This is a genomic window from Streptomyces sp. NPDC058525 (genome assembly GCF_042719495.1).
Lineage (GTDB): Bacteria > Actinomycetota > Actinomycetes > Streptomycetales > Streptomycetaceae > Streptomyces.
This window is the reverse complement of record NZ_JBHXNP010000026.1, coordinates 17,146-42,623: the sequence shown is the minus strand read 5'-3', so window position 1 is coordinate 42,623 and position 25,478 is coordinate 17,146. Positions and strand designations below refer to the sequence as shown.

The 25,478-nt window shown below is 74.9% G+C and carries 24 protein-coding genes and 1 pseudogene; 13 read left to right on the top strand and 12 right to left on the bottom strand.

The window, feature by feature from the left end:
* Together ACFWP3_RS15005 and ACFWP3_RS15000 are read left to right on the top strand one after the other, a co-directional pair.
* Window positions 1–1,239 carry a cytochrome P450 gene (locus ACFWP3_RS15005; protein ID WP_384220525.1) on the top strand — a complete coding sequence of 413 codons (1,239 nt, stop codon included), beginning with the start codon at window positions 1–3 and terminating at the stop codon, window positions 1,237–1,239.
* Window positions 1,236–2,225 (top strand): NAD-dependent epimerase/dehydratase family protein, encoded by a 990-nt coding sequence (locus tag ACFWP3_RS15000; protein WP_384220523.1) that lies wholly within the window; start codon window positions 1,236–1,238, stop codon window positions 2,223–2,225. The genes ACFWP3_RS15005 and ACFWP3_RS15000 overlap by 4 nt, the downstream gene beginning before the upstream one ends.
* Here the strand turns inward: ACFWP3_RS15000 and ACFWP3_RS14995 are convergent.
* The 8 genes from ACFWP3_RS14995 to ACFWP3_RS14960 form a co-directional block, all read right to left on the bottom strand.
* Window positions 2,191–2,784, bottom strand: a complete 594-nt coding sequence (locus ACFWP3_RS14995; RefSeq protein ID WP_384220521.1) for an ATP/GTP-binding protein — start codon at window positions 2,782–2,784, stop codon at window positions 2,191–2,193. The two genes, ACFWP3_RS15000 and ACFWP3_RS14995, sit on opposite strands and share 35 nt — an antisense overlap.
* Entirely contained in the window at window positions 2,771–3,142 is a 372-nt protein-coding gene (locus tag ACFWP3_RS14990) for a DUF742 domain-containing protein (RefSeq protein ID WP_384220519.1), read from the bottom strand. The genes ACFWP3_RS14995 and ACFWP3_RS14990 overlap by 14 nt, the downstream gene beginning before the upstream one ends.
* Complete coding sequence (locus ACFWP3_RS14985) at window positions 3,142–3,558, bottom strand: roadblock/LC7 domain-containing protein (protein WP_384220517.1); 417 nt, start codon at window positions 3,556–3,558, stop codon at window positions 3,142–3,144. The genes ACFWP3_RS14990 and ACFWP3_RS14985 overlap by 1 nt, the downstream gene beginning before the upstream one ends.
* Window positions 3,555–5,909, bottom strand: coding sequence for a nitrate- and nitrite sensing domain-containing protein (locus tag ACFWP3_RS14980; RefSeq protein WP_384220515.1), 2,355 nt, complete (start codon window positions 5,907–5,909; stop codon window positions 3,555–3,557). The genes ACFWP3_RS14985 and ACFWP3_RS14980 overlap by 4 nt, the downstream gene beginning before the upstream one ends.
* A 266-nt stretch (window positions 5,910–6,175) precedes the next feature.
* Complete coding sequence (gene msrB / locus ACFWP3_RS14975) at window positions 6,176–6,589, bottom strand: peptide-methionine (R)-S-oxide reductase MsrB (protein WP_384220513.1); 414 nt, start codon at window positions 6,587–6,589, stop codon at window positions 6,176–6,178.
* Window positions 6,590–6,602: 13 nt separating this feature from the next.
* Window positions 6,603–8,000, bottom strand: coding sequence for a UDP-N-acetylmuramate--L-alanine ligase (gene murC, locus ACFWP3_RS14970; RefSeq protein WP_384220511.1), 1,398 nt, complete (start codon window positions 7,998–8,000; stop codon window positions 6,603–6,605).
* Between the two features lie 50 nt (window positions 8,001–8,050).
* On the bottom strand, window positions 8,051–8,518 hold the full coding sequence (locus ACFWP3_RS14965) for an indole-3-glycerol phosphate synthase (RefSeq protein WP_384220509.1): 468 nt from the start codon (window positions 8,516–8,518) through the stop codon (window positions 8,051–8,053).
* 148 nt (window positions 8,519–8,666) lie between these two features.
* Window positions 8,667–9,449 (bottom strand): pyrimidine reductase family protein, encoded by a 783-nt coding sequence (locus tag ACFWP3_RS14960; RefSeq protein ID WP_384220507.1) that lies wholly within the window; start codon window positions 9,447–9,449, stop codon window positions 8,667–8,669.
* Window positions 9,450–9,485: 36 nt separating this feature from the next.
* Between ACFWP3_RS14960 and zapE the strand changes: the two genes are divergently transcribed.
* From zapE to ACFWP3_RS14940, 4 genes are all read left to right on the top strand, one after another.
* Window positions 9,486–10,589, top strand: a complete 1,104-nt coding sequence (zapE, locus tag ACFWP3_RS14955; RefSeq protein ID WP_384220505.1) for a cell division protein ZapE — start codon at window positions 9,486–9,488, stop codon at window positions 10,587–10,589.
* A gap of 63 nt (window positions 10,590–10,652) precedes the next feature.
* Window positions 10,653–11,078: an OsmC family peroxiredoxin gene (locus ACFWP3_RS14950; RefSeq protein WP_384220502.1), complete on the top strand. Its 426-nt coding sequence runs from the start codon at window positions 10,653–10,655 to the stop codon at window positions 11,076–11,078.
* A gap of 115 nt (window positions 11,079–11,193) precedes the next feature.
* Entirely contained in the window at window positions 11,194–12,537 is a 1,344-nt protein-coding gene (locus tag ACFWP3_RS14945) for an alkaline phosphatase PhoX (protein ID WP_384220500.1), read from the top strand.
* 122 nt (window positions 12,538–12,659) lie between these two features.
* Window positions 12,660–13,577, top strand: a complete 918-nt coding sequence (locus ACFWP3_RS14940) for a polysaccharide deacetylase family protein (protein ID WP_384220498.1) — start codon at window positions 12,660–12,662, stop codon at window positions 13,575–13,577.
* Window positions 13,578–13,627: 50 nt separating this feature from the next.
* On the opposite strand, the gene ACFWP3_RS14935 is transcribed toward ACFWP3_RS14940, so the two are convergent.
* Complete coding sequence (locus ACFWP3_RS14935; protein ID WP_384220496.1) at window positions 13,628–13,819, bottom strand: hypothetical protein; 192 nt, start codon at window positions 13,817–13,819, stop codon at window positions 13,628–13,630.
* Between the two features lie 46 nt (window positions 13,820–13,865).
* Window positions 13,866–14,537, bottom strand: a complete 672-nt coding sequence (locus ACFWP3_RS14930) for an AIM24 family protein (RefSeq protein ID WP_384220493.1) — start codon at window positions 14,535–14,537, stop codon at window positions 13,866–13,868.
* Window positions 14,538–14,608: 71 nt separating this feature from the next.
* Here ACFWP3_RS14930 and ACFWP3_RS14925 point away from each other — a divergent pair, with 71 nt between their 5' ends.
* The 5 genes from ACFWP3_RS14925 to ACFWP3_RS14905 all read left to right on the top strand — a co-directional run bounded on the left by ACFWP3_RS14925 (window position 14,609) and on the right by ACFWP3_RS14905 (window position 20,455).
* Window positions 14,609–15,361, top strand: a complete 753-nt coding sequence (locus ACFWP3_RS14925) for an aminoacyl-tRNA hydrolase (protein WP_384220491.1) — start codon at window positions 14,609–14,611, stop codon at window positions 15,359–15,361.
* Between the two features lie 116 nt (window positions 15,362–15,477).
* Window positions 15,478–16,824, top strand: a complete 1,347-nt coding sequence (locus tag ACFWP3_RS14920) for a DUF692 domain-containing protein (RefSeq protein ID WP_384220489.1) — start codon at window positions 15,478–15,480, stop codon at window positions 16,822–16,824.
* A complete protein-coding gene (locus ACFWP3_RS14915; protein WP_384220487.1) occupies window positions 16,821–17,864 on the top strand; it encodes a TIGR04222 domain-containing membrane protein in 1,044 nt (347 codons plus the stop codon). Before ACFWP3_RS14920 ends, ACFWP3_RS14915 begins: the two co-directional genes overlap by 4 nt.
* A gap of 84 nt (window positions 17,865–17,948) precedes the next feature.
* Window positions 17,949–18,731, top strand: coding sequence for a TIGR04222 domain-containing membrane protein (locus tag ACFWP3_RS14910; protein ID WP_384220485.1), 783 nt, complete (start codon window positions 17,949–17,951; stop codon window positions 18,729–18,731).
* 80 nt (window positions 18,732–18,811) lie between these two features.
* Window positions 18,812–20,455, top strand: coding sequence for an alpha/beta hydrolase (locus ACFWP3_RS14905; protein WP_384220483.1), 1,644 nt, complete (start codon window positions 18,812–18,814; stop codon window positions 20,453–20,455).
* A gap of 112 nt (window positions 20,456–20,567) precedes the next feature.
* Here ACFWP3_RS14905 and hemQ read toward each other — a convergent pair whose 3' ends face one another.
* Both hemQ and hemG read right to left on the bottom strand, forming a co-directional pair.
* Window positions 20,568–21,281, bottom strand: coding sequence for a hydrogen peroxide-dependent heme synthase (hemQ, locus tag ACFWP3_RS14900; RefSeq protein WP_030651599.1), 714 nt, complete (start codon window positions 21,279–21,281; stop codon window positions 20,568–20,570).
* Window positions 21,282–21,285: 4 nt separating this feature from the next.
* Window positions 21,286–22,767 carry a protoporphyrinogen oxidase gene (gene hemG / locus ACFWP3_RS14895; protein ID WP_384220481.1) on the bottom strand — a complete coding sequence of 494 codons (1,482 nt, stop codon included), beginning with the start codon at window positions 22,765–22,767 and terminating at the stop codon, window positions 21,286–21,288.
* Window positions 22,768–22,917: 150 nt separating this feature from the next.
* Between hemG and ACFWP3_RS14890 the strand changes: the two genes are divergently transcribed.
* Window positions 22,918–23,955 carry a DUF4349 domain-containing protein gene (locus tag ACFWP3_RS14890; protein WP_384220478.1) on the top strand — a complete coding sequence of 346 codons (1,038 nt, stop codon included), beginning with the start codon at window positions 22,918–22,920 and terminating at the stop codon, window positions 23,953–23,955.
* Window positions 23,956–24,018: 63 nt separating this feature from the next.
* Window positions 24,019–25,416 (top strand): annotated as a pseudogene (locus tag ACFWP3_RS14885) (FAD-dependent oxidoreductase); the annotation flags it as partial.
* Between the last annotated feature and the right edge of the window lie 62 nt (window positions 25,417–25,478).

Genomic DNA, 25,478 nt, shown 5'->3' with positions numbered 1-25,478 from the left:
ATGAGCGACACGTCCCACGCCAAGGCCCGGCGCCGCGACCGCCGGGTCTACCTGGGCAGCCACCCGGTGCTGTTCGGGCTGCTCGCCGCGACGCGCGGGCGGCCCGTCCGCCGGATCGGCGGCACCCTGCTGGTGCACGGGGCGGAGGCCTACCGGCAGGCGCTGACCCGGCTGCCGCTGGACCGGACCGCCGAGGGCACCACGGGCGGCGCGGCGCGCTCCGCGCTGGCGGGCGACGGGGGCGTGCTCTTCGACCAGGAGGGCAGCGGGCACCGCTCGGACCGGCGGGACCTGGCCGGGCAGCTCTCCGCGGCCGGGGTGGCACGGCTGCGCGAGCGGTGGCAGCCGCTGCTCGTACGCGGCCTCGAACCCCTCGCGCACGGCGGGGCGGTGGACCTGGTCGGGCTCTCCCGGGAGCTGGCGGGTTCGGTGGTCTGCGCGCTGCTGGGCACGGACGCCGATCCGCGGGCCGTGGCCGCGGCGGCCGCCGAGGCGGCGGCCGCTTCCGTACGCAGCCACCTGCCGGGTCCGCGCCGCCCGGGCGCCGAGTCCGCGGCGGTCCGGTCGGCGGCCCGCCTGCGCGCCCTGCTGTCCCCGGCGGCCCTGAACGAGGGCCGTCGGGGCTACGGGCCGCTCGACGCCGGGGCGCCGCACGACACGGCCCATGACGGCGGGACCCCGCACGGCAGGATCCCGTACGACGGGCCGGCGAACGACGGGCCGGCGAACGACGGGCCGGCGAACGACGGCGCGTTGGCCGCGATGGTGGCGGTGGCCGCGGTCAACACCACCGTGGCCGCGCTGCCGCGGGCGGTGGCCTGGTGCGCCGACGCCGGGCTCTGGGACCAGGCCGCCGACGAGGCCCTGCGCCCGGCGCTGGCGGCCGAGCTGCTGCGGGTCACGGCGGCCTCGCCGCTGCTGCCCCGGGTGGCCGCCGCGGACGGCACGGTCGGCGGCTGCCCGGTGCGGGGCGGCGACCGGCTGCTGCTGGTCGCCCGGCACGCCGCCGAGGCGCACCGGCGCGATCCCGACGCCCGGCGGCCGGCCGGGCCGGGGACCGCCCGGCTGGTGTTCGGCTCCGGGCCGCACGCCTGCCCCGGCGCCCGGCTGGCCGAGGTGCAGCTGGCCGACGTACTGGCGGCCCTGGCCCCCGCGCGGCCGGTGGTGACGCGGGCCCGGGTGGACCGGCGGGCGGCCCTGCCGGGCTGGCGGACGCTGCTGGTGGAGGCCCGCGCATGAGCTCGCGTACCAGCCCGCGCACCAGCCCTCGTACGAGCCCGCGCATCGCGGTCACCGGGGCGAGCGGCTTCTGCGGCGGGCACGTGGCCCGGGCGGCGGTCGCGGGCGGGGCGGAGGTGGTGTGCGTGGGCCGCAGGCCCGGCCCGCTCGGCGAGCACCGCTTCTGGGACGCCGCCCGGCACGATCCGGACCTGACCGGGGTGGACCTGGTGGTGCACTGCGCGGCGGCGGTCGGCGATCCGGCGCCCGGCTCCCGGGCGGAGGCGCTGATGCGCGCGGTCAACGTGGACGGGACGGAGCGGCTGCTGCGGGCGGCGGGCGGCCGGCCCGTGGTCTGGGTGAGCAGCGCCAGCGTCTACGACCCGCGGATCGACCGGAGCCTGGTCACCGAGGACCATCCGCGCACCGGCCAGCTGAACGCCTACGGCCGGACCAAGGCGGCGGGCGAGGCCCTCGCGCTGGCCGGCGGTGCGGTCGTACTGCGGCCGAGGGCGGTCTACGGCCCCGGCGACACCCAGCTGCTGCCGCGGCTGCTCTCCCGGGTCCGGGCCGGGACCCTGCTGCTGCCGGGGCCGGACGTGCGGCTCAGCCTGACGGCGGTGGAGAACCTCGCCGAGGCCTGCCTGGCGGCGGCCGGCTGGCCCCCGGGCGCCTACAACGTGGCCGACGCGCAGCCGTACGACCGTGACCTGGCCGTACGGGAGGTCCTGCGGGCCCATGGCCGCCGGGCCCGGATCCGGCACCTGCCGCTGCCGGTGGCGCGTGCGGCGGCCCGGTTCGCGGAGTCCCTGCCGACGGCCGAACCGGTGCTCAGCCGCTACGCGGTGGACCAGCTCGCCCGTCCGGTGGTCCTGGACACGGCCCGGGCCCGTTCCCTGGGCTGGACCCCGGGCCGGACCCTGGCGGACTACCTGGCCTCGGTGGTGCCCGGTGCGGGCCGGGGCGGGCGGGTCAGGCCGTCGCCGGGGCGCCCGCGCGGACGATGAGCCGGTCGAGGAGCGCGAGCAGGCAGGCGCGGACGTCGGGGCGGGAACGGGCGTCCAGCATGAGGACGGGGGTGGCCGGGTCGCGCAGGTGCAGCGCCGCCCCGATCTCCTCGGCGGTGTAGGGCTGTTCGCCGTGGAAGCAGTTCGCGCCGACCACGAAGGGCAGTCCGCGGCTCTCGAAGAAGTCGACCGCGGCGAAACTGCGGTCCAGGCGGCGCGTGTCGACCAGGACGATCGCGCCGAGGGCCCCGTTCAGCAGGTCGTCCCACATGAACCAGAAGCGCTCCTGGCCCGGGGTGCCGAACAGGTACAGGACGACTCCGGCGTCGGTGAGGGTGAGGCGGCCGAAGTCCATCGCCACGGTGGTCACCGTCTTGGACTCGATGCCGTCGAGGTCGTCGACGCCGACACCGGCGGCCGTCAGCCGCTCCTCCGTGCGCAGGGGCTCGATCTCGGAGATCGTCTCGACCAGGGTCGTCTTGCCGACTCCGAATCCCCCGGCGACGAGGATCTTGACGGGGGCCGCTCCCCGCGGGGCGGGAATGTCATATCCGGGCAAGGTTGTCCCTGATTCTCATGAGCAGGTGGACGTCGGTGGTCTCGGCTCCGTCCAGGGGAGGCCGGTGGTGGATCAGCCCGCGGTCCGCGAGTTCGCCCAGGAGCAGCGTCATCGGGGTGAGGCGGATGTGCATCCGCGCCGCGATCTCCGCGACCGCCAGGCCGCCCGGGGAGGCGCACATGGCGAGGATGGCCCGCCACTCGGTGGGCAGGCCGCCCTGCGCGTCCCCGTCGGCCGCCGCCGTGATCGTGGTGTCCATGGTGAGGACGGTGTGCGGAGCGGCCGTACGCCCGTCGGTCAGGGCGTACAGCCGCGTACGGCGGCGGCGCGGCGGGGGCTGGGGCTCGTCCTGCGGCATTACGCGGTCGGCACCTGGCCGCGCTCCGGGGTGCCCAGCCATTCGCCGAGCGCCTGGGCGGTCCGTACGGCCTCGCCGCCCAGCTCCCCGAGGCGGGCCTTGCGGGAGGTCACCACGATGAGCGTGCTGCCCTCGCCGCACCCGACGATGCACAGGTACCTGTCGTCCATCTCGATCAGCTGGCGGATGACGCGGCCGCCGTCGACCTCCCGTGATATCGCCTTCATCGTGGCCGCGATGCCGGAGGCCGCGGCCGCCATGCGCTCGGCCTGGGGCTCGTCCAGCAGGTAGGCGCTGAGCTTGATGCCGTCGTTGGACAGCAGGACGGCTCCCTGGATGCCGGCGATCCGGTTCAGGTTGTTGTCCAGGACGCTGTAGATGGCGTTGTCGGTCGCTGCGTTCGATGAGGTAGTCATGGCCGATCCCGTCGGAGCTCTTCTTCCACTGTCTGGGTCCCCCGTTCGTAGTCCGCCCAGGCGTCGGCCACCTCTTCGGGTGTCTCCGTGTCCGGCCGGAGGGCTGTTTCCGGGGCGCGGGGCTCCCGGAGCTGCTCGGCGATGTGGGTCTGCGGGACGCGCTCGGGCAGCGCCGGCCGGGCGGGGGCGGCGGCCAGGGCCGGCCGGACCTCGGGCTCGGGCGCCGGCACGGGCGCGGACACCGGCACGCGCGCGGGCAGCTTCACGGGGCGGCTCGGCAGCCCGGCGGCCGTGTGCTCGACCGGCTCCGGTCCGCGCTCCACGGCGGGACGGGGCGCCGGCAGGGCGGCGGGCGGCTCCGGGGACCGGGCCGGGACCGCGACCGCGACCGGGGCCGACGCCGCGGGCGCGCGCGGCGTCTCCCCTTCGGTCGCCACCAGCAGCTCCCCGGGCAGGATCACCACGGCGGAGGTGCCCCCGTACACCGAGCGGCGCAGGGTGACGGTCGCCCGGAGCTGGTCGGCGAGGTGGCCGACGACGAAGAGCCCGAGCCGGTGCGCGTTCTGCGCCAGGACGGAGTACGGCGGTGCCTGGTGGAGGCGCCCGTTCATCTCCTCGTACCGCTCGGGGCTCACCCGCGGTCCGCGGTCCTCGATCTCGACCGACAGCCCGTCCGCGACCATCTCGGCGCGGATGACCACCTTCGACCGCGGCGGGGAGAACCGGGTGGCGTTGTCCAGTAGTTCCGCGAGCAGGTGGCTGACCTGGCTGATCGCCTGCGGCTCCACACTGGTCTCGTCCAGGGCCTGCCGCTCGATGCGCCGGAAGTCCTCGACCTCCGCGGCGGCTTCGCGCAGCAGGTCGGCGATGCGCATGGGCTCGGTGTGCGGGTCGGGGACCTCGCCGCCCGCCAGGATGAGCAGGTTCTCGATCTGCCGCCGCATGCCGACCGTGAGCTGGTCGGCGCGCATCAACTGGGCGAGCAGCGCCTCGTCGTGGCCGAAGGTGTCCTGGAGGTCCTCGGTGAGGCTCAGCTGGCGGCTGACCAGGTTCCCGGTGCGCGAGGCGATGCCGGTGGCGAACAGGCCGAACCCGTGGCGCTCGGCGGCAAGCTGCCGGTGCCCGTCGACGGACACGGCGACGGCCCGGGCGAACGCGTCGCTGATGCGTCCGACCTCGTCCCCGTCCCCGCGCACCGCCGGGAGGACCGCGTCGTCGACGGGCCGGCCGCGCTGGAGCCGGTCGACGACGTCGGGGAGGGTCTCCTCGGCGACGGTCACCGTGCGTTCGTGCAGGTCGTGCAGGCGGCGCAGCAGCGACCGCGTGGTGAGCACGACGACGGTCACGACGACCAGCAGCCCGCCGCCGCTTCCGCCGATGAGCCAGGCGACCTCGGTCTCCAGCTCGGCGGCCTTGGCCTCGCCGAGCGTGAGCACCTTCCGCGCCCGGTCGATGTTGAGGGAGGCCATCTGCACGGAGAAGTTCGCGTGCGCGGACCGCCAGCCGGCGACCTCGGCGGGCAGTCTGACGCCGGATTCGACGTCCGTGTGGTCGGCGATGATCGCGTTCTCGATGCGGAGCTTCGCCTGCCAGTCCGGGGAGGCGACGATCCGCTCGTAGAACCGCCGGTCGCGCTCGGGCAGGTACGGCACGATCCAGGTCTCGTACAGGTGCCGGTGGGCGCCCACGGCGCTGATGAACTGGTCGAAGCCGGCGGCGCTCAGCTGCCTGGACGGTCCGGCCAGCGACAGGATCGTGTCCTCGCGCGCCACCATCTCGGTGGCGGCGAGCATGGACACCACGGGCCGGTTCTCCTGGACGATGTCGGCGTCGTCCGCGTGGCTGAACTCCCGCTGGTACGCCTGGATGACCGCGTCGATCACGCCCGTGTAGTAGGCGAGGGTGCCGTCGGCGCCGCCGGTGCGGGCATCCGCGCGCTGACGGTACGCGGCCAGGCCCTCCAGCCGCCGGTTCACGTCGTCGAACGACGTGTTCGAGGCTTCGGCCAGCCCGCGGAATCCGGCCACGCCCTGGTCGGTCGCGTCGCGCCGGATCCGCAGCTCCTCCTCGGCGCCGGCGGTGCCCGCCCACAGCCCGGCGGTCATCGTCCGCTCGGCCTGCATGTCGACCATGAGCGTGTACAGGGGTAGGCCGATCCGCTCGGCGTCCGCGACATCGGCCCGCAGGAGCTCCGACTGCGCCAGCAACCGTTCGGCGGTCACCGCCACTTGGGTGCCCATCGCCGCGGTGGGGATCACCGCCAGCCAGATCAGCAGCGTGCGCAGGCGCACCCTGCGCCGGCGGCGGGCCGTCGACTGCCCTGGTACGCCTTCGGGTTCTATCGGAGACATCGGACCTCGGGAACGGGGGCGGCGGGGGCAGCCGGGCAGCCGGGCCGGTCACAACCGGTCGGATTGCGGCGGGATATGAGGGTGCCGATCATAACCAGCCATCCCGAGGAAACAGATAGGTGTCTTCCGCGGCCAAAGCGTGCTATTGGCGGCGGATCATCGCGGTCGGGAGGCCTGATCGGTACCCGACCGCGACGTCCCCGACACCGGAGCGGGCTCCTCCCGGCCCGCACGGGGCCGGGAGGAGCCCGCCGGGGGCGCGCCGGTCAGGCCCCGTCGGAGGCCGGGGTGAGGCGCAGCGAGATGGAGTTGATGCAGTAGCGCTGGTCGGTGGGGGTCGGGTAGCCCTCGCCCTCGAAGACGTGGCCCAGGTGCGAGCCGCACGTCGCGCAGCGGACCTCGGTGCGGACCATGCCGTGCGAGGTGTCGGCGATCAGCTCGACCGCGTCGGTGTCCTTCGGATCGAAGAAGGACGGCCAGCCGCAGTGCGAGTCGAACTTCTCCGTGGACCGGAACAGCTCGGCGCCGCAGCCGCGACAGGAGTAGACGCCTTCCGTCTTGGTGTCCGTGTACTCACCGCGGAAGGCCGGCTCGGTGCCCGCGAGGCGCAGCACCTGGTATTCGGACGGGGTCAGCTCCGCCTGCCACTGCTCGTCCGTCTTCTCGACCTCGTACGACATGTCTCCCGCTCCCTTAGTTCGACAGGCGGGCGAGGATGGCCGGACCGAGGTCCGTGACGTCGCCCGCGCCCATCGTGAGAACGAGATCGCCGGGCTTGGCCATTCCCGCGATGACCTCGGCGACGGCGCCCTTGTCGTGCTCGGCCGTGACGTCGGCGCCCGCGGCGCGGGCGGCGGCGATGATGATCTCGCTGGTGATGCCGGGCAGCGGGTCCTCGCGGGCCGGGTAGATGTCCAGGACCACGGAGGCGTCGGCGAGGGCCAGGGCCTGGCCCATCTCCTTGCCGAGCTCCTGGGTGCGGGAGAACAGGTGCGGCTGGAAGACGACGAGGATCCGGGAGTCCCCGGCGGCGCCGCGGATGGCCTCCAGGTCGGCGGTCATCTCGGTGGGGTGGTGCGCGTAGGAGTCGATGACCTGGACGCCGGCCGCCTCGCCCTTGAGCTGGAGGCGGCGCTTGACCCCGGTGTACTTGCCGAGGGCGGAGGCCAGGTTGTGCGCGGGGATGCCGAGGGCGACGCCGGCGGCGAGGGCCGCGACGGCGTTGTGCGCGTAGTGGCGGCCGGGCACGGAGACGGTGAAGGTGAGCATCCGCCCGTCCAGGACGACCGTGACCTCGCTGGTCAGCCCGCGCGGGGTGATCTTGGTGATCCGGACGTCCGCGTCCGGCTCCTCACCGTACGTGACGACGTTCAGGCCCTCGCGGCCGGCGACCCGGCGGGCGATCTCGGCCGCGCCCTCCTGGCCGTGGGCGACGACCAGGGTGCCGCCGGGCACGACCTTGGAGACGAAGGTCTCGAAGGACTCGTAGATCTCCTCGATCGACGCGTAGTTCGCGTGGTGGTCGAGCTCCGCGTTGAGGATGATCGCGACCTGCGGGGTGTACTTGTGGAAGGTGCGGTCGCTCTCGTCCGCCTCGGCCACGAAGATGTCGCCCTCGCCGTGGTGGGCGTTGGAGCCGGGGGCGTCGAGGTCGCCGCCGATGGCGTACGAGGGGTCCAGGCCCAGCGCCGACAGGGACACCGCCAGCATCGAGGTGGTGGTGGTCTTGCCGTGCGTGCCGGCGACGGCGATCGGGCGCAGCCCGTCCATCAGGGCGGCGAGGGCGTCGGAGCGGTGCACGACGGGGATGCCCAGCTCGGCGGCGCGGGCCAGCTCGGGGTTGTCGGCGCGGATGGCGCTGGAGACGACCACGCAGGTGGAGTCGTCGGCGAGGTTGCCGGGGGCGTGTCCGCCGTGGACCGTGGCGCCGTGGGCGCGCAGTGCCTGGGCGGTCTCGGAGTCCCCCCGGCTGTCGCTGCCGGCGACCCGTGCGCCGCGCTGGGCGAGGATCTTCGCGATGCCGGACATGCCGGCGCCGCCGATGCCGATGAAGTGGGGCCGTTCCATGGCGGTCGGCAGGCCGGGCTTCATTCAGGTCGCTCCAGGATCGAGGATGTGCTTCGAGCTCTGACCGCCCCAGCCTATTCGTTGTGGGCGAAGAGCTTGAGCACCGGAACGCCGACCTTGTGGCGGGCCCGGGAGGCCCAGTCCCGGTGGAAGAACTCCTCCACGAAGTGCGGCGCGGTCAGGACGATCACCTCGTCGGCGCCGGTCTCCTCGACGACGGCCTTCAGTTTGTCGAGCGGGTGGTCCTCGACGATCTGCCCGATGACGTTGGCGCCCTTCTTGCGCAGCGCGGCCATGGAGTGCTCGAGGGCCAGCTCGGCGGGGCCCCGGGCGGCGTCGCCCTCGGGCACGTCGCCCTCGCGGATGGCCTCGGGGAGCTCACCGAGCGCTACGTCGTCGATGGCGCGCAGCAGCCGGTCCTGGTCGCCGCGGGGTTGCATGAGGACGACGAAGGAGACCGAGTCGTCTCCGTGCAGGGTGGTGACGAAGTCCACGTCCACCGTGGTCAGCGGCTGCTCGATCATCAATACGCTCGTGAACACGGACGCCCTCTCCTTCATGGGCCGAGGCCGGCTGGCCGGCCCCTGCGGAAACCATCCTGCCCCGCTCTCGCGCGGGGCCTTGCGCAGATATATGTGCCCAGGTTTGTGCCCGGCGGAAGCTAAGCGGAACGAGAAATTCCGCCCCTTGTCAGATCCGACGGTAACTGGTGAAGAGGAACCCGGCCTCTTCCAGTACGGAGGCCGGCGCGAGCCGGTGCGGAACCGTGACGGAGGGCCCTCCCGCGATCCGCTGGGCGTCACCCGCCGTGAGCATCGGCGAGATCGTCAGGCACAGCTCGTCGAGGGCGTCGGCGGCCACGAGCTGGCCCAGCAGCCGGGGCCCGCCCTCGGTGAGCTGGCGGCGCAGCCCGCGCCCGGCGAGCTCCCGCACCGCGCGGGCCGGGTCCACCGCGGCCCCGTCGCCCGCCACCACGACCTCGGCCCCGGCCGCGAGGGCCTCGGCGACCCTGTCGGCGGGCGCGGCGGCCCCGGTGACCACCAGGGTCGGCACGAGCGGGGAGGTGAACAGGGGCAGGCCGAAGTCCAGGTCCAGGCTGGCGGTGACCACCGCGATGGCCGCGGCCGGGCCCTGTCCGGCGGCCTCCCGGCGGGCCGCGAAGTCCTCCCGGGCCCGGGCCGGGCGGTAGCCCTCCTGGCGAACCGTTTCCGCTCCGACGACCACCACATCGGCCAGCGCCCGCAGGGTCCCGAAGATCCGCATGTCGGTCGCGCCGGAGATCGGCTGGGAGCGTCCCTCGTGCTGGGCGGCGCCGTCCAGGGTGGAGACCATGTTCGCCCGCAGCCAGTGGGCCCCGTCCCCGAGGGAGGGGTACGCGTACGCCTCCGCGAGCTCGTCCAGCGACCACTCCCGGTCGGCCGGGGGCTGGGACGGGGCTGATGTCTGATCGGTCACAGGGAACAGGCGTCGCATCGGTGCAGTGTGCCACGCCCCGTAGAGTTGAGTGCTGTGTCAACATCACTCTCCGCCTCCAGTGCCACGTCCGGTCGGCCCCCGATAGCCGACGCGGGACCCCAGGCCCTGTGCGCCCGCGAGCCCCGGGTGCCCGCCGAACGGCTGGTGGCCGAGATGGTGCCGCCCCCGCGTTTCGACTCGGTGCGCTTCGACACGTACAACCCGGACCCGGCCCAGCCGAGCCAGTCCGAGGCCGTCACCGTCCTCAGCGGCTTCGCCGCCGGCCTGGGCGGGGCGCACGCGAGCGGAGCCGGCAAGCGGCGCTGGTTCAGCAAGAAGCCGGCGCCCGCGGCCGCCCCGCGCGGGGTCTACCTCGACGGCGGATACGGCGTCGGCAAGACCCATCTGCTCGCCTCCCTGTGGCACGCCACCCCGGCCGAGCCCGCGCTGAAGGCCTTCGGCACCTTCGTGGAGCTGACCAACCTGGTCGGCGCGCTCGGCTTCCAGCAGACCGTGCAGACCCTGGGCGGGCACCGGCTGCTGTGCATCGACGAATTCGAACTGGACGACCCGGGCGACACCGTCCTGGTGTCCTCGCTGCTCAGCCGCCTGGTCGAACAGGGCGTCGCGCTGGCCGCCACCTCCAACACACTGCCCGGCAAGCTCGGCGAGGGCCGCTTCGCCGCCGCCGACTTCCTGCGGGAGATCCAGGGGCTGTCGGCGCACTTCCGGCCGCTGCGGATCGACGGGCAGGACTACCGCCACCGCGGGCTGCCGGAGGCTCCGGCGCCGTTCTCCGACGAACAGGTCGCCAAGACCGCGTACGCGACCGACGGCGCGAGCCTGGACGACTTCCCCGGCCTGCTGGAGCACCTGGCCCGGGTCCACCCGAGCCGGTACGGGGCGCTGACCGACGGGATCACGGCCGTCTGCCTGACCGACGTCGGCCCGGTGCCCGACCAGTCGACCGCCCTGCGGCTGGTGGTGCTCGCCGACCGGCTGTACGACCGCGAGGTCCCCGTCCTGGCCTCCGGGGTGCCCTTCGACAAGCTGTTCAGTGAAGAAATGCTCAACGGCGGCTATCGGAAGAAGTACTTCCGAGCCATATCGCGGCTCACCGCGCTCGCCCGCGACGCGAAGCCCCTGGTGTCGCAGTAGGTTGGGGAACGCCGGGCGCCCTGGCGGGTGTCCGGCCGTTTCCACTTCTGCGAAGGGATCACCATGGCCACCACGCGTCACGCCCACACCGTCTGGGAAGGCGACCTGCTCAAGGGCAAGGGCGTCGTCACCCTGGACTCCTCGGGCATCGGCTCGTACGACGTCTCCTGGCCCGCCCGCTCCGAGGCCGCGAACGGCAAGACCAGCCCCGAGGAGCTGATCGCCGCCGCCCACTCCAGCTGCTACTCGATGGCGCTGTCCCACGCCCTCGCCGGCGCCGGCAACCCGCCCAGCCGCCTGGAGACCAAGGCCGACGTCACCTTCCAGCCCGGTGAGGGCATCACCGGCATCCACCTCTCGGTGAAGGGCGAGGTCCCGGGCATCGACGCGGACGCCTTCGCCGCCGCCGCCGAGGACGCGAAGAAGAACTGCCCCGTCAGCCAGGCCCTGACCGGCACGACGATCACCCTGAGCGCCGAACTCGTCTGACGGCCGGCACCCGCCGCGCCGGAGTCCGCGGAGCGCGCGTCCCCGCGGACTCCGTCCGGGGCGGACCCCGGCGGGGGACGCCCACCCGGGCGGACCGCTGTGGTACGACGGGCCGATGTCCGTCACCCGACGCAGTCTGCTCGCCGCCGGCGGGATCGTCTTCAGCGGGGCGCTCGGCGCCCTGTTCACCAGCAGGGCCGGCGCCGCCCGGCCGACGCGCGGGTACGGGCCGCTGCTGCCCGACCCGCGCGGACTGCTCGACCTGCCCGCCGGGTTCTCCTACCGGGTGCTCTCCCGCGCGGGCGGCCCGCTGCGCTCGGGCGAGGGCACCGTCCCGGCCAACTGCGACGGCATGGCCGCCTTCGGCGCGGGCGCCGGGCGGGTGCGGCTGGTCCGCAACCACGAGAACCGCGCCACGGCCGCCCTGCGCGTGCCCGCCGTCGCCGGGCTGACGTACGACCCCGGGGCGCTGGGCGGCTGCACCGTCCTGGAGCTCGGCGCGGACGGGCGGGTCACCGGGGAGCGGGTCGCCCTCGCCGGCACCGCCGTCAACTGCGCGGGCGGCCGCACCCCTTGGAACACCTGGCTGAGCTGCGAGGAGACCGAGGAGCGGGCGGGCGGCTCCGGCTACGCGAAGGACCACGGCTACGTCTTCGAGGTGGACCCCGCGGACCCGCACCGCTCGGGCGCCGTCCCGCTGACCGCGCTGGGCCGCTTCGCCCACGAGGCCGTCGCCGTGGACCCGTACCTCGGGGTCGTCTACGAGACCGAGGACGCCTTCGACCCGCCCTTCGGGCTGTTCTACCGCTTCCTGCCCGCCCGGCCGCTCGGCGGCCCCGGTTCGCTGCGGGCCGGCGGCGTGCTGGAGGCACTGCGCGTGCCGGGGCTGGCGGACCTGGCCGTCGTGGACCGGCCCGGGGCGGAGTTCCCGGTGGAGTGGGTGCGCGTACCCGACCCCTCGGCGGCCGGGACCGCGATCCGGTTCCAGGACTTCGGGCGGGGCGGGATCACCCACGCGCAGAAGCTGGAGGGCTGCTACTGGGGCGGCTCCGGCGTCCACTTCGTCTCCAGCTACGCCCGCCGCGGCGAGGGCGCGGGCGCCGACCACCACGGGCAGGTGTGGTTCTACGACCCGCTGCGCGCCCGGCTCCGGCTGGACGTGCTGTTCGGCCCGGCCGCCGACGTCCGGCTGCCCGGGGACTCCCCCGACAACATCTGCCTGGCCCCGGACGGCGGGCTGATGGTGTGCGAGGACGGCGGCGGGGCGCAGTACGTGTTCGGCGTGACGGTCGCCGGCGAGGTGTACCCGGTGGCCCGCAACGCCGAGGACATCGGCCGGCCGGGTGCGCCGGAGTGGGGGGAGTTCGCCGGGGTCACCTTCTCCCCCGACGCGCGGACCATGTACGTCAACACCTACGCGCCGGGGACCACCTTCGCGGTGACCGGGCCCTGGCAGTGACCGCGCGGCCGGGCGGTCGCCCTCGGCCGGGGCGGCACCGTCCGGAGGTGTCCCGCGGGTGACTTCGGCGGAGGGGAGTGCCGCACGCGGCTACTTTCCACATAGTCATATATTTTGCCTGCGTGACCATTTCCGTGCGCAAAGCGGCGTCCGCAGCCGTGCTCAGTGCCGTCCTCGGCGCCGCCCTCGCGGGATGCGGGGGCGGCTCCGGCCCGTCGGACGCCGGCCGCGAGGCCCGTCTGGGGACCCCGGCGGCGTCCGCGTCCGCCTCCGCGTCCGCTCCCGCACCCGGCGCGCCGTCGGCGGCCGGGGCCGCGCCGCAGGCCGGCGCCCCTGCCAAGCCCCCGACCATGGCGCCCGGCCCCAACGGCCTGACCCCGGTCTTCGAGCGGGCCCGGCAGCACACCGACAAGACCGTGGCACTGACCTTCGACGCCGACATGACCGCCGACCAGGGGGCGCGCGCCGCGGGCGGGGAGCGGTTCGACAACCCCCAGCTGATCGCCACCCTGCGCACGCTCCAGGTGCCGTCGACTATCTTCATGACGGGCCGCTGGGCCGAGGAGTACCCGGACCAGGCGAAGGCCATCGGCACCGACCCGAACTTCGAGATCGCGAACCACTCGTACAGCCACCACGCCTTCACGACCCCCTGCTACGGGCTGCCCGCGCTCGACGCCGCCGCCGCCCGTGCCGACGTGGACCGGGCCTTCGCCGCCTTCCGCACCGCCGGCGCGGTCAACACCGTCCCCTACTTCCGCTTCCCCGGCGGCTGCTACGACGACCAGGCGCTGCGGGCCCTGTCCACGGCCAAGGTCACGGCCGTCCAGTGGGACGTGGTCAGCGGGGACGCCTTCGCCAAGGACCCGGCCGCGGTGGCCGAGCAGGTGCTGGCGGGGGTCAAGCCCGGCTCGGTGGTGGTCATGCACTGCACGCGCAGCGCGGCGCCGGTCACCGAGGAGGCCATCCGCACGATCGTCCCGGAGCTGCGCAAGCGCGGCTACCGGTTCGTGAAGGTCTCCGAGCTCATCGGCAAGTAGCCCGGTCGGGCCTGAGGCCGGGCGGCCGGGGATCCGGGTGGCAGCGGGCCTCAGCCCGAGCAGGCCGAGCGCTGCGCGTCCTGCCACTCGCACACCGGGCACAGCACCACTCCCGGGGTCGCGATCCCGTACTCGGTGGGCTTGCCGCACTCCAGGCAGTCGGCGTACGGCGGCCCGGCGACCCGCCCGGCCGGGGCGGCGGGAGCGGGGCAGTACGACGGGTTCTCGGCCGGCTGGTCCATGCGGACGAGCCTACCCGGGACACGGGCAGTACCCCGCGTGCGGACGTCAGTGGGCCGCCGCCTCGGTGACCTCGCTCGGGCGGACGATGACGAAGCCCTCGCCGCGCAGCATCAGCTGGACGGCCTCGCCGGAGCCGCCGCGGATCATCGAGCCGACCGACTGCGAGCGGTGCAGGCCGGTCTCCAGCTGCGCGCTCCAGCCGACCACCGCGTCGGTGTCCACGTAGACCGGGGCCTCGGCGGTGACGGGGATGACGAGCGGGGTGCCGTCGCAGACCACGGCGAGCTTGCCGGTGCCGGTGAAGAGGCTGTTGAAGAGACCGCCGCCGGTCATTCCGGCGCCCTTCAGCATCTTGATCTCGTAGGACAGGGTGGCGTCGAAGCACAGCACGTTGCGCCCGTTGACGGTGAGCGCGTCGCCGGGCTCGAACTCGACGATGAAGCAGTTGCCCGCCTGGTGGGCGAACCAGGCCTCGCCCTGGCCCCGTACGGCCATCAGCGCCAGGCCCTCGCCCGTGACGGCGCGCTTGAGCATGCCGCCGATGCCCTGCCCCTTGCGTTCGAACTGCAGGCTGCCGCGGTAGGCGACCATCGAGCCCTGGCGGGCCAGCATCTCGCCGTTGACGGTGTACTTCACGGACTTGGCGTTCTGCAGGGTCATGCCGGGGACGGCGGCCGGCCGGGCCAGGTTCTCGGACGCGAAAAGGTCGCTCTTCATGCCTTCGATCCTCGCCCGGCTCGGCCACCCGCGGCATCATCCTCAAGGGGGAGGCTGGCATCCTTGGCAGGATGAGCAGCCAGCACACGAACGACACCTCAGACGTACCCGCGGTCGGCGCGGAAAGCCCCTTCCGGCAGGAGCACGTACTGCGCGACGAGGCTCCGCAGTTCGTCCTGCCGCTGGTGGTGCGGATCGAGAAGACCGGGCCGCCCGCCCGGACGGACGCGCTGGAGACGGCGGCCCGCGCCGTGCTGGTCCTGCTGACCGACGAGCGGTCGCGCGGCGAGGGCGAATGGGCCGCGGCGGTGCGGGACTGGCAGGACGCCCGGATCCGCAAGGTGGTCCGGCGGGCGCGCGGGGCGGAGTGGCGCAAGGCCGGCACCCTGCCGGGCGTCACGGTGCACGGTGACGGCTCGGAGGTACGGGTCTTCCCGCCGGTGCCCCTGGACGGCTGGCCCAAGGAGCTGGCCAAGCTCCAGGTGTCGGGCACCGACCTCGACGACCCGGAGCCCGTCGCCGGGGTCACCGAGCCGGGCCTGCCCGTGCTGTGGTTCAACCCGGGCCTCGACATGTCGGCCGGCAAGGCGATGGCGCAGGCGGGGCACGCGGCGCAGCTGGCGTGGTGGGAGCTGACGGACGCGGAGCGGGCCGACTGGCAGGCCGGCGGTTTCCGGCTGGCCGTGCGGACGGCGCCGCGCGAGCGGTGGGCGGAGCTGGGCGGCAGCGGGCTGCCGGTGGTCCGCGACGCCGGTTTCACGGAGATCGCCCCCGGCAGCGCGACGGTGATCGCCGACCACCCGGCGCTGCGCGCGCGGCTCTGACCGGCGAACCTCAAATGTTGCTCTGAACGTCCCCTGTTCGCGGTTGGCCGGTCTCCGCCGGGGCCATCACACCGGGACACGGTGCGATGAACCGCGCTGAAAGGGGGGCGAGGGACATGAAGCCCATGGCACACCTGGGGGTGGGCATCGGCTGGCGGCCGGAGATCGCGGACGCGGTCGACCGGCTGCCCGGCCTGGACTGGGTCGAGGTGGTGGCCGAGAACATCTGCCCGGGCCACCTGCCCGAGGCGCTGCTGAGGCTGCGCGAGCGCGGCGTCCGCCTGGTTCCGCACGGGGTCTCGCTGGGCCTCGGCGGCGCGGACCGCCCCGACCCGGAGAAGCTGGCGGCGCTCGGGGAGCGGGCGGTGGCGCTGGGGGCGCCGCTGGTCACCGAGCACATCGCCTTCGTCCGCAGCTCCTGGCCCGCGCTGGAGGCCGGGCACCTGCTGCCGGTGCCGCGGACGCGCGACGCGCTGGACGTGCTGTGCGAGAACGTGCGCATCGCGCAGGACGCGCTGCCCGTGCCGCTGGCGCTGGAGAACATCGCCGCGCTGTTCTCCTGGCCGGGCGAGGAGCTGACGGAGGGGCAGTTCCTGACGGAGCTGGTCGAGCGGACCGGTGTACGGCTGCTCATCGACGTGGCGAACCTGCACACCAACCGGGTCAACCGGGGCGAGGACCCGCTCGCGGTGCTCGACGCGATCCCGCTGGAGGCGCTGGCGTACGTGCACGTGGCGGGCGGTGTCGAACGGGGCGGTGTCTGGCACGACACGCACGCGCACCCGGTGCCGCCGGTGGTGCTCGACCTGCTGGCCGAGCTCCGCTCCCGGGTGGACCCGCCGGGCGTGCTGCTGGAGCGGGACGACGACTTCCCGCCGGAGCCGGAGCTGGCCTCCGAGGTGGCGGCGATCCGCGCGGTGGTCACGGCCGGCCCGGCCGTACCGACGGCCGGGGCGGAGGGCCGGCGGGCGGCCGGGGCGGAGGGCCGGCGGGCGGCCGGGGCGGAGGGCCCGCGGGCGGCCGGGGCGGAGGGCCCGCTGCCGGTCGCCGGCGAGGACGCGCGGACCCGGCTGGGGCTCGGGCAGGCCGCGCTGCTGTCGGCGCTGGTGGCCGGGACGCCGGTTCCCGAGGGCTTCGACCGGCAGCGGATCGGGGTGCAGTCCCGGGCGCTGGCCGCCAAGCGGGCGGACGTGGTGGCCCGGCTGGCTCCCGAGCTGCCCGGCATCCTGGGCGGCGGGAAGCCGTACCGCACGGCGTTCCTGGCCTACGCCAAGGGTCGCCCGATGACGGCCGGATACCGCCGGGACGCGCTGGACTTCGCCGAGCACCTGCTGATCCAGGACCTGCCGGCCGACCCGGCCGCCCGGCGCCGGCTCACCGCGTGGTGGCGGGAGCGGGCCGGGGCCCGGCCGCCCGGCCGGGTCGTGCGCTGGGCCCGTGCCCTCGTGGGGAGGGCGGCATGAACGGGCTCGCACTGGCGATCTGGCTCGCCGTCGTCGCGTCCAGCGGCCTGCTGGCCTTCGGCCTGTACCGGGCCCGGCCCCGGTCGGCCGGTCCGGCGCCGGTCCTCCACGACCTGTCCGAGGCCGCGTTCATGGCGGGCGGGCCCGGCGCCGTCGTGGACACCGCGCTCGTCTCGATGCTGGGGGACGGCCGGCTGGTGGCCGGCGGCCCGGGCATCGTCCACGTACGGCCCGGGGCGCGGGCGGGCGATCCCGCCGAGCGCGCCGTCCTCCAGGCCCATGCGGGGGCGCCCTCGGGCTGGCTCTACCAGGTGCGGTACGCGGCCATGACCGCCCCGGCCGTCCAGGAGACCGGGGACGGGCTGGCGGCCCGCGGGCTGCTCTCGCCGCCCGGCTGGGGGCGGACCTGGCGGCGCTGGGGCCTGATCCAGGCCACGGTGTGCGGTCTGCTGGTGCCGGTGTCGCTGCCGCTGACCTTCGTCGGGTTCGTCATGGGCCCGAACGGGCAGGTGCCGTTCATCGCCAAGGTGCTTCCGGTGCTGCTCGGCGGGGTCGTCGTCGGGGGGCTCTGCGCCGCGGCGGGCAAGCGGCGGGTCACCCCGGCGGGGCGGCGGGCGCTGCGCGAGATCCGCTCCCACTACGTGAACGACCGGACCCCGCACGTCCAGACCGCGCTGTTCGGGCTGCGCGGGCTGCGCGACCCGTTCCTGCGCGGGCTGCTGGTGCCCGCCGCGCGCGGCACCCGGCTGGCCGCGGCCCAGTCGGGGGCCCGTCCCGTGCGCCGCCATGACACCTCGTCCTCCTCCGGCGCCGAGCTCCTGCCGGTGCTGTGGTGTGCGGGGAGCGACGGCGGAAGCGGGGGCGGATCGGGGTCGGGCTGCGGATCGGGGTCCTCGTGCGCGGGCGCCGGCGGCGGCTGCGGGAGCGGCAGTTCGAGCTGCTCCGGAGGGAGTTCCGGCGGTTCGAGCTGCGGCAGCTCGTCCGGTTCCAGTTGCAGCAGTTCGTCCGGTTCCAGCTGTTCCAGCTCCAGCAGCTCCTGACGTCCCATCACGGAGGCGTCACAAGCTGCTCACACGTCGGCAGCACCTCCGGCCGGGCATATCAACGGACTATAGAACTCACCCATGTTCTGGGTTCTGTTCCTCCTGGTGGCCTGGGCCGGAGTGCTGACGTCGTGCACCCTCCTGCTCAGAGCCGCCTCCCGCGCCGCGGAGCCGGCCGCCGGCGCCACCGCGCACCACCACGACGAGCTGAACCTGTACGAGGCCGCCTACCTCGCCGGCGGTCCGGCCCGGGTGGCCGATCTGACGCTGCTGTCCATGCACCGCCAGCGGCGGCTGCTGCTGGCCCACACCGGCTGGGCGACGGTCGTCGACCCGGTCGGCCGCGACGCGCACGAGCGGTCCGTCCTCGGGGCGTTCGGCCCCGACGGCCAGTCCCCGGTGCCCGCACTGCGGTCCGCGGTGGCGGCGGACGACGCCGTACGGGCCCTCTCCGAGCGGCTCGGCGCGGCCGGCCTGGCCCTGCCCGCCGGGGCCCTGCTCGGCATCGGCGAAGGGGTCCGGGCGGTCCGCGCCGCCACCCTGCTGGTCCTCGCGATGGCCGCGGCCGCGCTCGCCGTCCCGACGAGCGGGAGCACGACGGCCGTCGTCCTGTCCTGGTTCGCCCTGCCGCTGATGCTGGGCGCCGGCTGCCTGGCCATCGCCCGCTTCGAATCGCACCCCTACTCCCGCTGGGCCTCCCCCGCGGGACAGCAGCTGCTGCGCGCCCTGGACCGCGAGCACGGCGCGGGCGGATCGCTGACCGCGGTGGCCGTGCGCGGGATCCGGGCGGTCCCCGATCCCGGCCTGCGGGCGGCGCTGGGGTCCGGCAACCGGGGGCGGATCCCCCGGCAACGGGGCCATTGAGCCCGACACCGTCCGGTGATCCTTTACTTTCGCGCGGAGCCCTGGTCGTCTCATCGGACCATCGGACCGAAGGGGCCGCCATGCGGACGACGCCCGCACGCCACGGAGCCGCCGCGGCGGCCCTCACCCTGCTGGCCGCCGCCGCTGCCGCCGCCCCGGCCGCGGCGGCCCCCGTCCCCGACGCCGCGGCGGCCGGCGCCGCCCTCGCCGCCCGCCGCGCCGCCACCGCGGGCCTCGGCTTCCGGGCCTGCCCGGCCGTCGAGGAGCTGCCCGACCCCGTGCGCTGCGCGACCCTGAGCGTTCCGCTCGACTACGCCCGCCCCGACGGCCCGCAGATCAGCCTGACCGTCAGCCGGGTGGCGGCCGGCCGGGCGGGCGGCGCCGCCCGGCAGGGCGCGCTCGTCCACAACCCCGGCGGTCCCGGCGCCTCCGGCATGTACTTCCCGCTGCTCGCCGAAGCCCCCGCGTGGCGGCGGATCGCCGCCGCCTACGACCTGATCGGCTACGCGCCGCGCGGCGTCGGCCGCTCCGCCCCGCTGTCCTGCCAGGACCCGGCCGCCCGAGCCGGCGGCCCCACCCAGGTCCCCGCGCACCCCTCCGCCGCGGACAAGGAGCGGCGCCGCGCCGCCGCCCGGGCCTACGCCCGCGGCTGCGCCGAGCGGGCCGGAGCAGCCCTGCCGCACTACACGACGCTGAACAACGCACGGGATCTGCACGTGCTGCGCGCCGCGCTCGGCGAGCGGCGGCTGACCTTCGCCGGCGCCTCGTACGGCACCTACCTGGGCGCGGTCTACGCCGCCTTGTACCCGGGCCACGTCCGCCGCATGGTCCTCGACTCGGCGGTCAACCCCGACCCGGACCGCGTCTGGTACCGCAACAACCTCGACCAGGCACCCGGGTTCGAACGCCGCTGGCACGACTTCCGCGCCTGGGCGGCCCGCCACCACGCCGCGTACGGTCTCGGCAGCACCGCGGCGGCCGTACAGGCGAGCTACGAACGGGTCCGGGAGGCGGTGGCCCGTACGCCGGCGGGCGGCAGCATCGGCACCGGCGAGCTGCATGCGGCCTACCTGGAGACCGCCTACCGCGACGAGGTCTGGCCGGAGCGGGCGGCGGCCCTGGCGGCCTTCCTGCGCGGTGATTCCGAGCCGCTGGCCGGCCAGGCGGCGCCGGATCCGGCCGCCGCCAGCGAGGCGGAGAACGCGACGGCCGTCTACACGGCGGTGCTGTGCAACGACGCCGACTGGCCCGAGGACTGGCAGACCTGGGACCGCGACCACACCGGGCTGGCCCGCACGGCCCCCTTCGAGACCTGGTCCAACGCCTTCCTGAACCTGCCGTGCGCCTCCTGGCCGGTGCGGGCCCGGCAGCGGCCGGTGGCGGTCGGCGGGGCGGTGGCGGTCGGCGGATCACCCGCGGCCCGGCTGCCCCGCACGCTGATCGTCGCGGCGGAACGGGACGCGGCGACCCCGTACGCGGGTGCGCTGGAGCTCCAGCGGCGGCTCGGCGCCGAGGCCGCGCTGGTCACGGAGAAGGGGTCCGGCTCCCACGGGGTGTTCGGCGGACGCAATGACTGCGTGGACCGTCACGTGGAGCGGTATCTGCTGACAGGTGACACAGCGGGGTGGCGTGTCACGTGTGCGCCGCATCCGGAGCCCGCACCGGTGTCGCTGGACGACCGGGCAGCACGTGCCCGCGGGGCAGTGCTGCCGCCAGTCGTCTGAACTTCCGGGCGGGGTCTCCGGCTGCGTCGTTTCGGGGGCAGGGCCTCCCGATCCGCCGGAGGCCGCTCTTGTGTCACGAGCGCTCCTCCGGCCCTTCCCCCCAGGGGAGGTATCAGGCGAGCCCGGCCACCAGGTCGGCGACGGACTTGCGGCGCCCGGTGTAGAAGGGCACCTCTTCACGGACGTGCATACGGGCCTCGGAGGCACGCAGGTGACGCATGAGGTCGACGATGCGGTAGAGCTCGTCGGCCTCGAAGGCCAGCAGCCACTCGTAGTCGCCCAGGGAGAAGGAGGCCACGGTGTTGGCCCGCACGTCGGGGTAGCCGCGGGCCATCTTGCCGTGGTCGGCGAGCATGCGGCGGCGGTCCTCGTCGGGCAGCAGGTACCAGTCGTAACTGCGCACGAAGGGGTAGACGCTGACGTAGTCGCGGGCGACCTCGTCGGCCAGGAAGGCGGGGATGTGCGACTTGTTGAACTCGGCCGGGCGGTGCAGGGCCATGTTCGACCAGACCGGCTCCAGGGCGCGGCCCAGCTTGGTGCGGCGGAACAGGTTGTACGCGGTCTGCAGCTCGTCCGCGGTCTCCGCGTGCCACCAGATCATGATGTCCGCGTCGGCGCGCAGGCCGGAGACGTCATAGGTGCCGCGGACGGTGATGTCCTTGGCGGCCAGCTGGTCGAACAGCTCCTGGACCTCGTCGGCGAAGCCGGCGCGGTCCTCCGGGAGGACGTCCTTCAGCTTGAAGACGGACCACAGGGTGTAGCGGATGACCTCGTTGAGGTCCTTCGCCTTCTTCCCCGCGTTGGGAATCTTCTCTGGTGCAGTCATGTGCCTATTGTCCCGTGTGCTGATCAGTGGTCTGCGCCAGGGGTGCCGAACCCGCACCGAGGGCGGCGATCACCGCGTCCACGGCCTTGCCCGCGCCGGCGACGCACGCCGGAATGCCCACGCCCTCGTAGAGCGCCCCGCAGACTGCGAGGCCCGGCAGCTCGGCGACGGCCGCGCGGATCCGGGCCACCCGGCCGAGGTGCCCGACCGGGTACTGCGGCAGCCCGCCGTCCCAGCGGGTGACGGTGGAGGCCACCGGCCGGGCCTCGAGGCCCACGGCCGCACCGAGGTCGGCGAGCGAGACCTCGACCAGCTCCGCGTCCTCGCGCCCGAGGTCCTCCTCGTCGCCGTGGCGGCCGACGGAGGTGCGCAGCAGGAAGAGGTCCGGATCGGTCCCGGCCCAGGCCCACTTGTTGCTCGAGAAGGTGGAGGCCTTGATGGTCCGGCCGTCGACGGGCGGTACGAGGAACCCGCTCGCGCCTCCCCCGGCGACGGCCGCGGGCAGCTCGGAGCGGCGGAAGGCCATGGTGATGAGGGCCATGGAGGCGTACTCGACCCCGCGCAGCTCGGCCGCGGCGGCCGGGGCGAGCCCGTCGAGCAGGCGTGCGGCGGGCCCGGCCGGGGTCGCCAGGATCACGCCGTCGGCCTCGACGGCCTCCGCGCCGGCCACGACCCGCCAGCCTCCGGGCGTACGGACGAGCTCGCGGACGGGGGCTCCGGTGACGATCCGGGCCCCGGCCGCGCGGCAGGCCTCGGCCACCGCCACCGGGAGCCGGCCGATCCCGCCGTCGATGCCGGCGAAGACCGGGCCGGCGGGCTGGGGCTGCGTCTGCGCCCGGCGCTGGAGGTCCCGTACGCCGTCGCCCAGCAGCGTGTGCGTACGGGCGGCCTCGAAGAGCTGGGGCACGGCGGCCCGCATGGAGATGCGGTAGGCGTTGCCCGCGTACACCCCGCCGAGCAGCGGTTCCACGAGCCGGTCGACGACCTCGCGGCCCAGCCGGTCGGCGACGTACTCGCCGACGGCGACGTCCTCGCCGATCTCGACGGGCGGCAGCGCGTGTTCGGCCTCGATGCGGGCGAGGCCCTCGGGGGAGAGCACCCCGGAGGCGGCGAGCGGCCCGAGGTCGCCGGGAACACCCATGACGTGCCCGCGCGGCATCGGCCGCAGCGCGCCCCGGGTCCACAGGTGGGCGGTGGCGGTGGCGGGGGGCTGGAGGGCGTCGCCGAGGCCCACGGCCTTGGCGAGGTCCACGGCTTCGGGGCGGCGGGCCAGGACGGACTCGGCGCCGAGGTCGACGGGGACGCCGGCGAGCTCGCCGGCGAGCAGTTTGCCGCCGAGCCGCGGGCCGGCCTCCAGCAGCGTGACGCGCACGCCCTCCGCGAGCAGCCTGTGGGCCGCCGCCAGGCCCGCGATGCCGCCGCCGATGACGACGACGTGCCGGGTCCGGCTGCCGGGGCGATCCGTACGCATGTCCGCTTCGTGCATGGACACATCGTCTCAGACCGATCACCGGCCGCGCTCCGAGGCCGGACCGTGACCGCATCGGGACCGGCCCGGGACCGCCGGGACGAAACCCGCGACGGGACCCTGTACGTCGAAACGGCAACACCAGCCGAAACTCGGGGGTTTGACACGATGCATCGCTCAGCGGCGGCCCTGGCGGCCGCTCTCTCCCTGGCCGGGGCGCTCACGCTCACCGGCTGTGGCGCCGGCGAGAGCCGGGACAGCGCGAACGACAAGGCGGCGGTCGCGCCCGCCCAGGGCAACAAGGCCCCGGAGGGGGCGCCGGGGGCCGCGGCGGCTCCCGCCCCGGCGGCGACCGGCGGCGCTCCCGCCGACAAGAACGGGCAGCAGCCGGTCGCGGTCCGCCCGAACGTCATCCGCACGGCGACGCTCGGCATCGAGACGGCGGAGGTCCAGAAGACCCTGTCCGCGGCCCGCACGGCGGCCGACGGGGCGGGCGGCTACGTCGGCAACGAGTCGACCAAGCGCGGCGAGGACGGCCGGATGACCTCCACGCTGACCCTGCGGGTGCCGGGCGAGCGCTACGACGCGGTGCTCGGCGCGATGGAGGGCAGCGGCAAGCTCCTGCACCGCAAGGTCGAGGCGCAGGACGTCACCGAGAAGGTCGCCGACATCGGCAGCCGGGTGGCGTCCCAGCAGGCCAGCGTGGCCCGGGTGCGCGAGATGATGGGCAAGGCCTCGGCGCTGAGCGAGGTGGTGATGCTCGAGAGCGAGCTGAGCCGCCGCCAGTCCGACCTGGAGTCGCTGCTGGCGCAGCAGACGGCGCTGAAGGACCAGACCTCGCTGGGCACGATCACGCTGGAGGTCTCCGAGCCGCCCGCGAAGCCGGTGGCGGAGGAGAAGAAGAAGGAGAAGGACCCGACCTTCCTCGGCGCCCTGCGCGGCGGCTGGGAGGTCTTCACCAAGGTCGTGCGCTACCTGACGGTGGCCGTCGGCGCCCTGCTGCCGTTCGCACTGGCCGCCGCGCTGGTGGCGCTCGGGTTCAAGGCGTACCGGCGGTTGCGCCCGGCCGCGCCGAAGACGGGCCTGACACCGAGGAGGGCCGCGGTCCCGGCGTCCCGCCCGGCGCCCGAGGCCGCGCCCGAAGCCGCGCCCGCAGCCGCGGCCACGCCTTCGGACGGGGCCGCGGAGGCCCGCGTACAGGACTGAACGCGCGTTCGCCCGTAGCGTGTTCACCATCCGGTGGACGGCGGCGAAGGGGCGGTGCGGGCGATGGCGGCGGCAAGGGAGCGACTGGTGGTGGTCGGCGGTGACGCGGCGGGCATGTCCGCCGCGTCACAGGCCAGGCGGCTCAAGGGCCCGGCGGAGCTGGAGATCGTCGCCTTCGAGCGCGGGCACTTCACCTCGTACTCCGCGTGCGGGATCCCGTACTGGGTCGGCGGCCTGGTCCCCGAGCGGGACGACCTGATCGCCCGCACCCCCGAGGAGCACCGGGCCCGGGGCATCGACCTGCGCACCCGGACCGAGGTCGTGGAGCTCGACCTGGCCGGAGCCCGGGTGCGCGCCCGCGATCTGGACACCGGATCCGAATCCTGGACGGGCTACGACAAGCTCGTCCTGGCGACGGGCGCCCGCCCGGTCCGGCCCGCGCTGCCCGGCATCGGCGCGCACGGGGTGCACGGCATCCAGACCCTGGACGACGGCCAGCGCCTGATGTCGGACCTGGACCGGAAGGAGGGCCCGGCCGGCGCGCGAGAGCGCCGGGCGGTCGTCGTCGGCGCGGGCTACATCGGCGTGGAGATGGCGGAGGCGATGGTCGGGCGCGGGTACGAGGTCACCGTCCTGCACCGCGGCGAGCAGCCGATGGCCACCCTGGACCCGGACATGGGCGGCCTGGTGCACAGCGCGATGAACGCCATGGGGATCCGTACGGTCTCCCGCGCCGAGGTGACGGAGATCCTCACCGACGAGCACGGCCGGGCCCGCGCGGTGGTCACGGCGGCGGGCGAGGAGTACCCGGCGGACGTGGTCGTCCTCGGCATCGGCGTCGAGCCGCGCACGGCCCTGGCCCGCGCCGCCGGCCTGCCGCTCGGCCCCTCGGGCGGCATCCTCACGGACCTGTCGATGCGGGTCAGGGGCCACGAGGACATCTGGTCGGGCGGCGACTGCGTGGAGGTCCTGGACCTCGTCGCGGGCCGCACCCGGCACATCCCGCTGGGCACGCACGCCAACAAGCACGGCCAGGTCATCGGCTCGGGCGTGGGCGGCGGTTACGCGACCTTCCCCGGAGTGGTCGGCACGGCGGTCAGCAAGGTCTGCGAGCTGGAGATCGCCCGGACGGGGCTGCGCGAGCGCGACGCGCGCGAGGCGGGCCTGCGCTTCGTGACGGCGACCATCGCCTCCACCAATACGGCGGGCTACTACCCGGGCGCGGCGGAGATGACGGTGAAGATGCTGGCGGAGCTGCGCACGGGCCGCCTGCTGGGCGTGCAGATCGTGGGCGCGGCGGGCTCGGCGAAGCGGGTGGACATCGCGGCGGTGGCGCTGACCGCCGGTATGACGGTGGAGCAGATGGTCTCGCTCGACCTGGGCTACGCCCCGCCGTTCTCCCCCGTCTGGGACCCGATCCTGGTGGCGGCCCGCAAGGCGGTCTCGGCGGTGCGGGCGGCGTGGGCCCCCGCCCCCCCCCCCCCCTCTGCTTGGTCGGGGCGCCATGGTCGGCAGGGGAACTC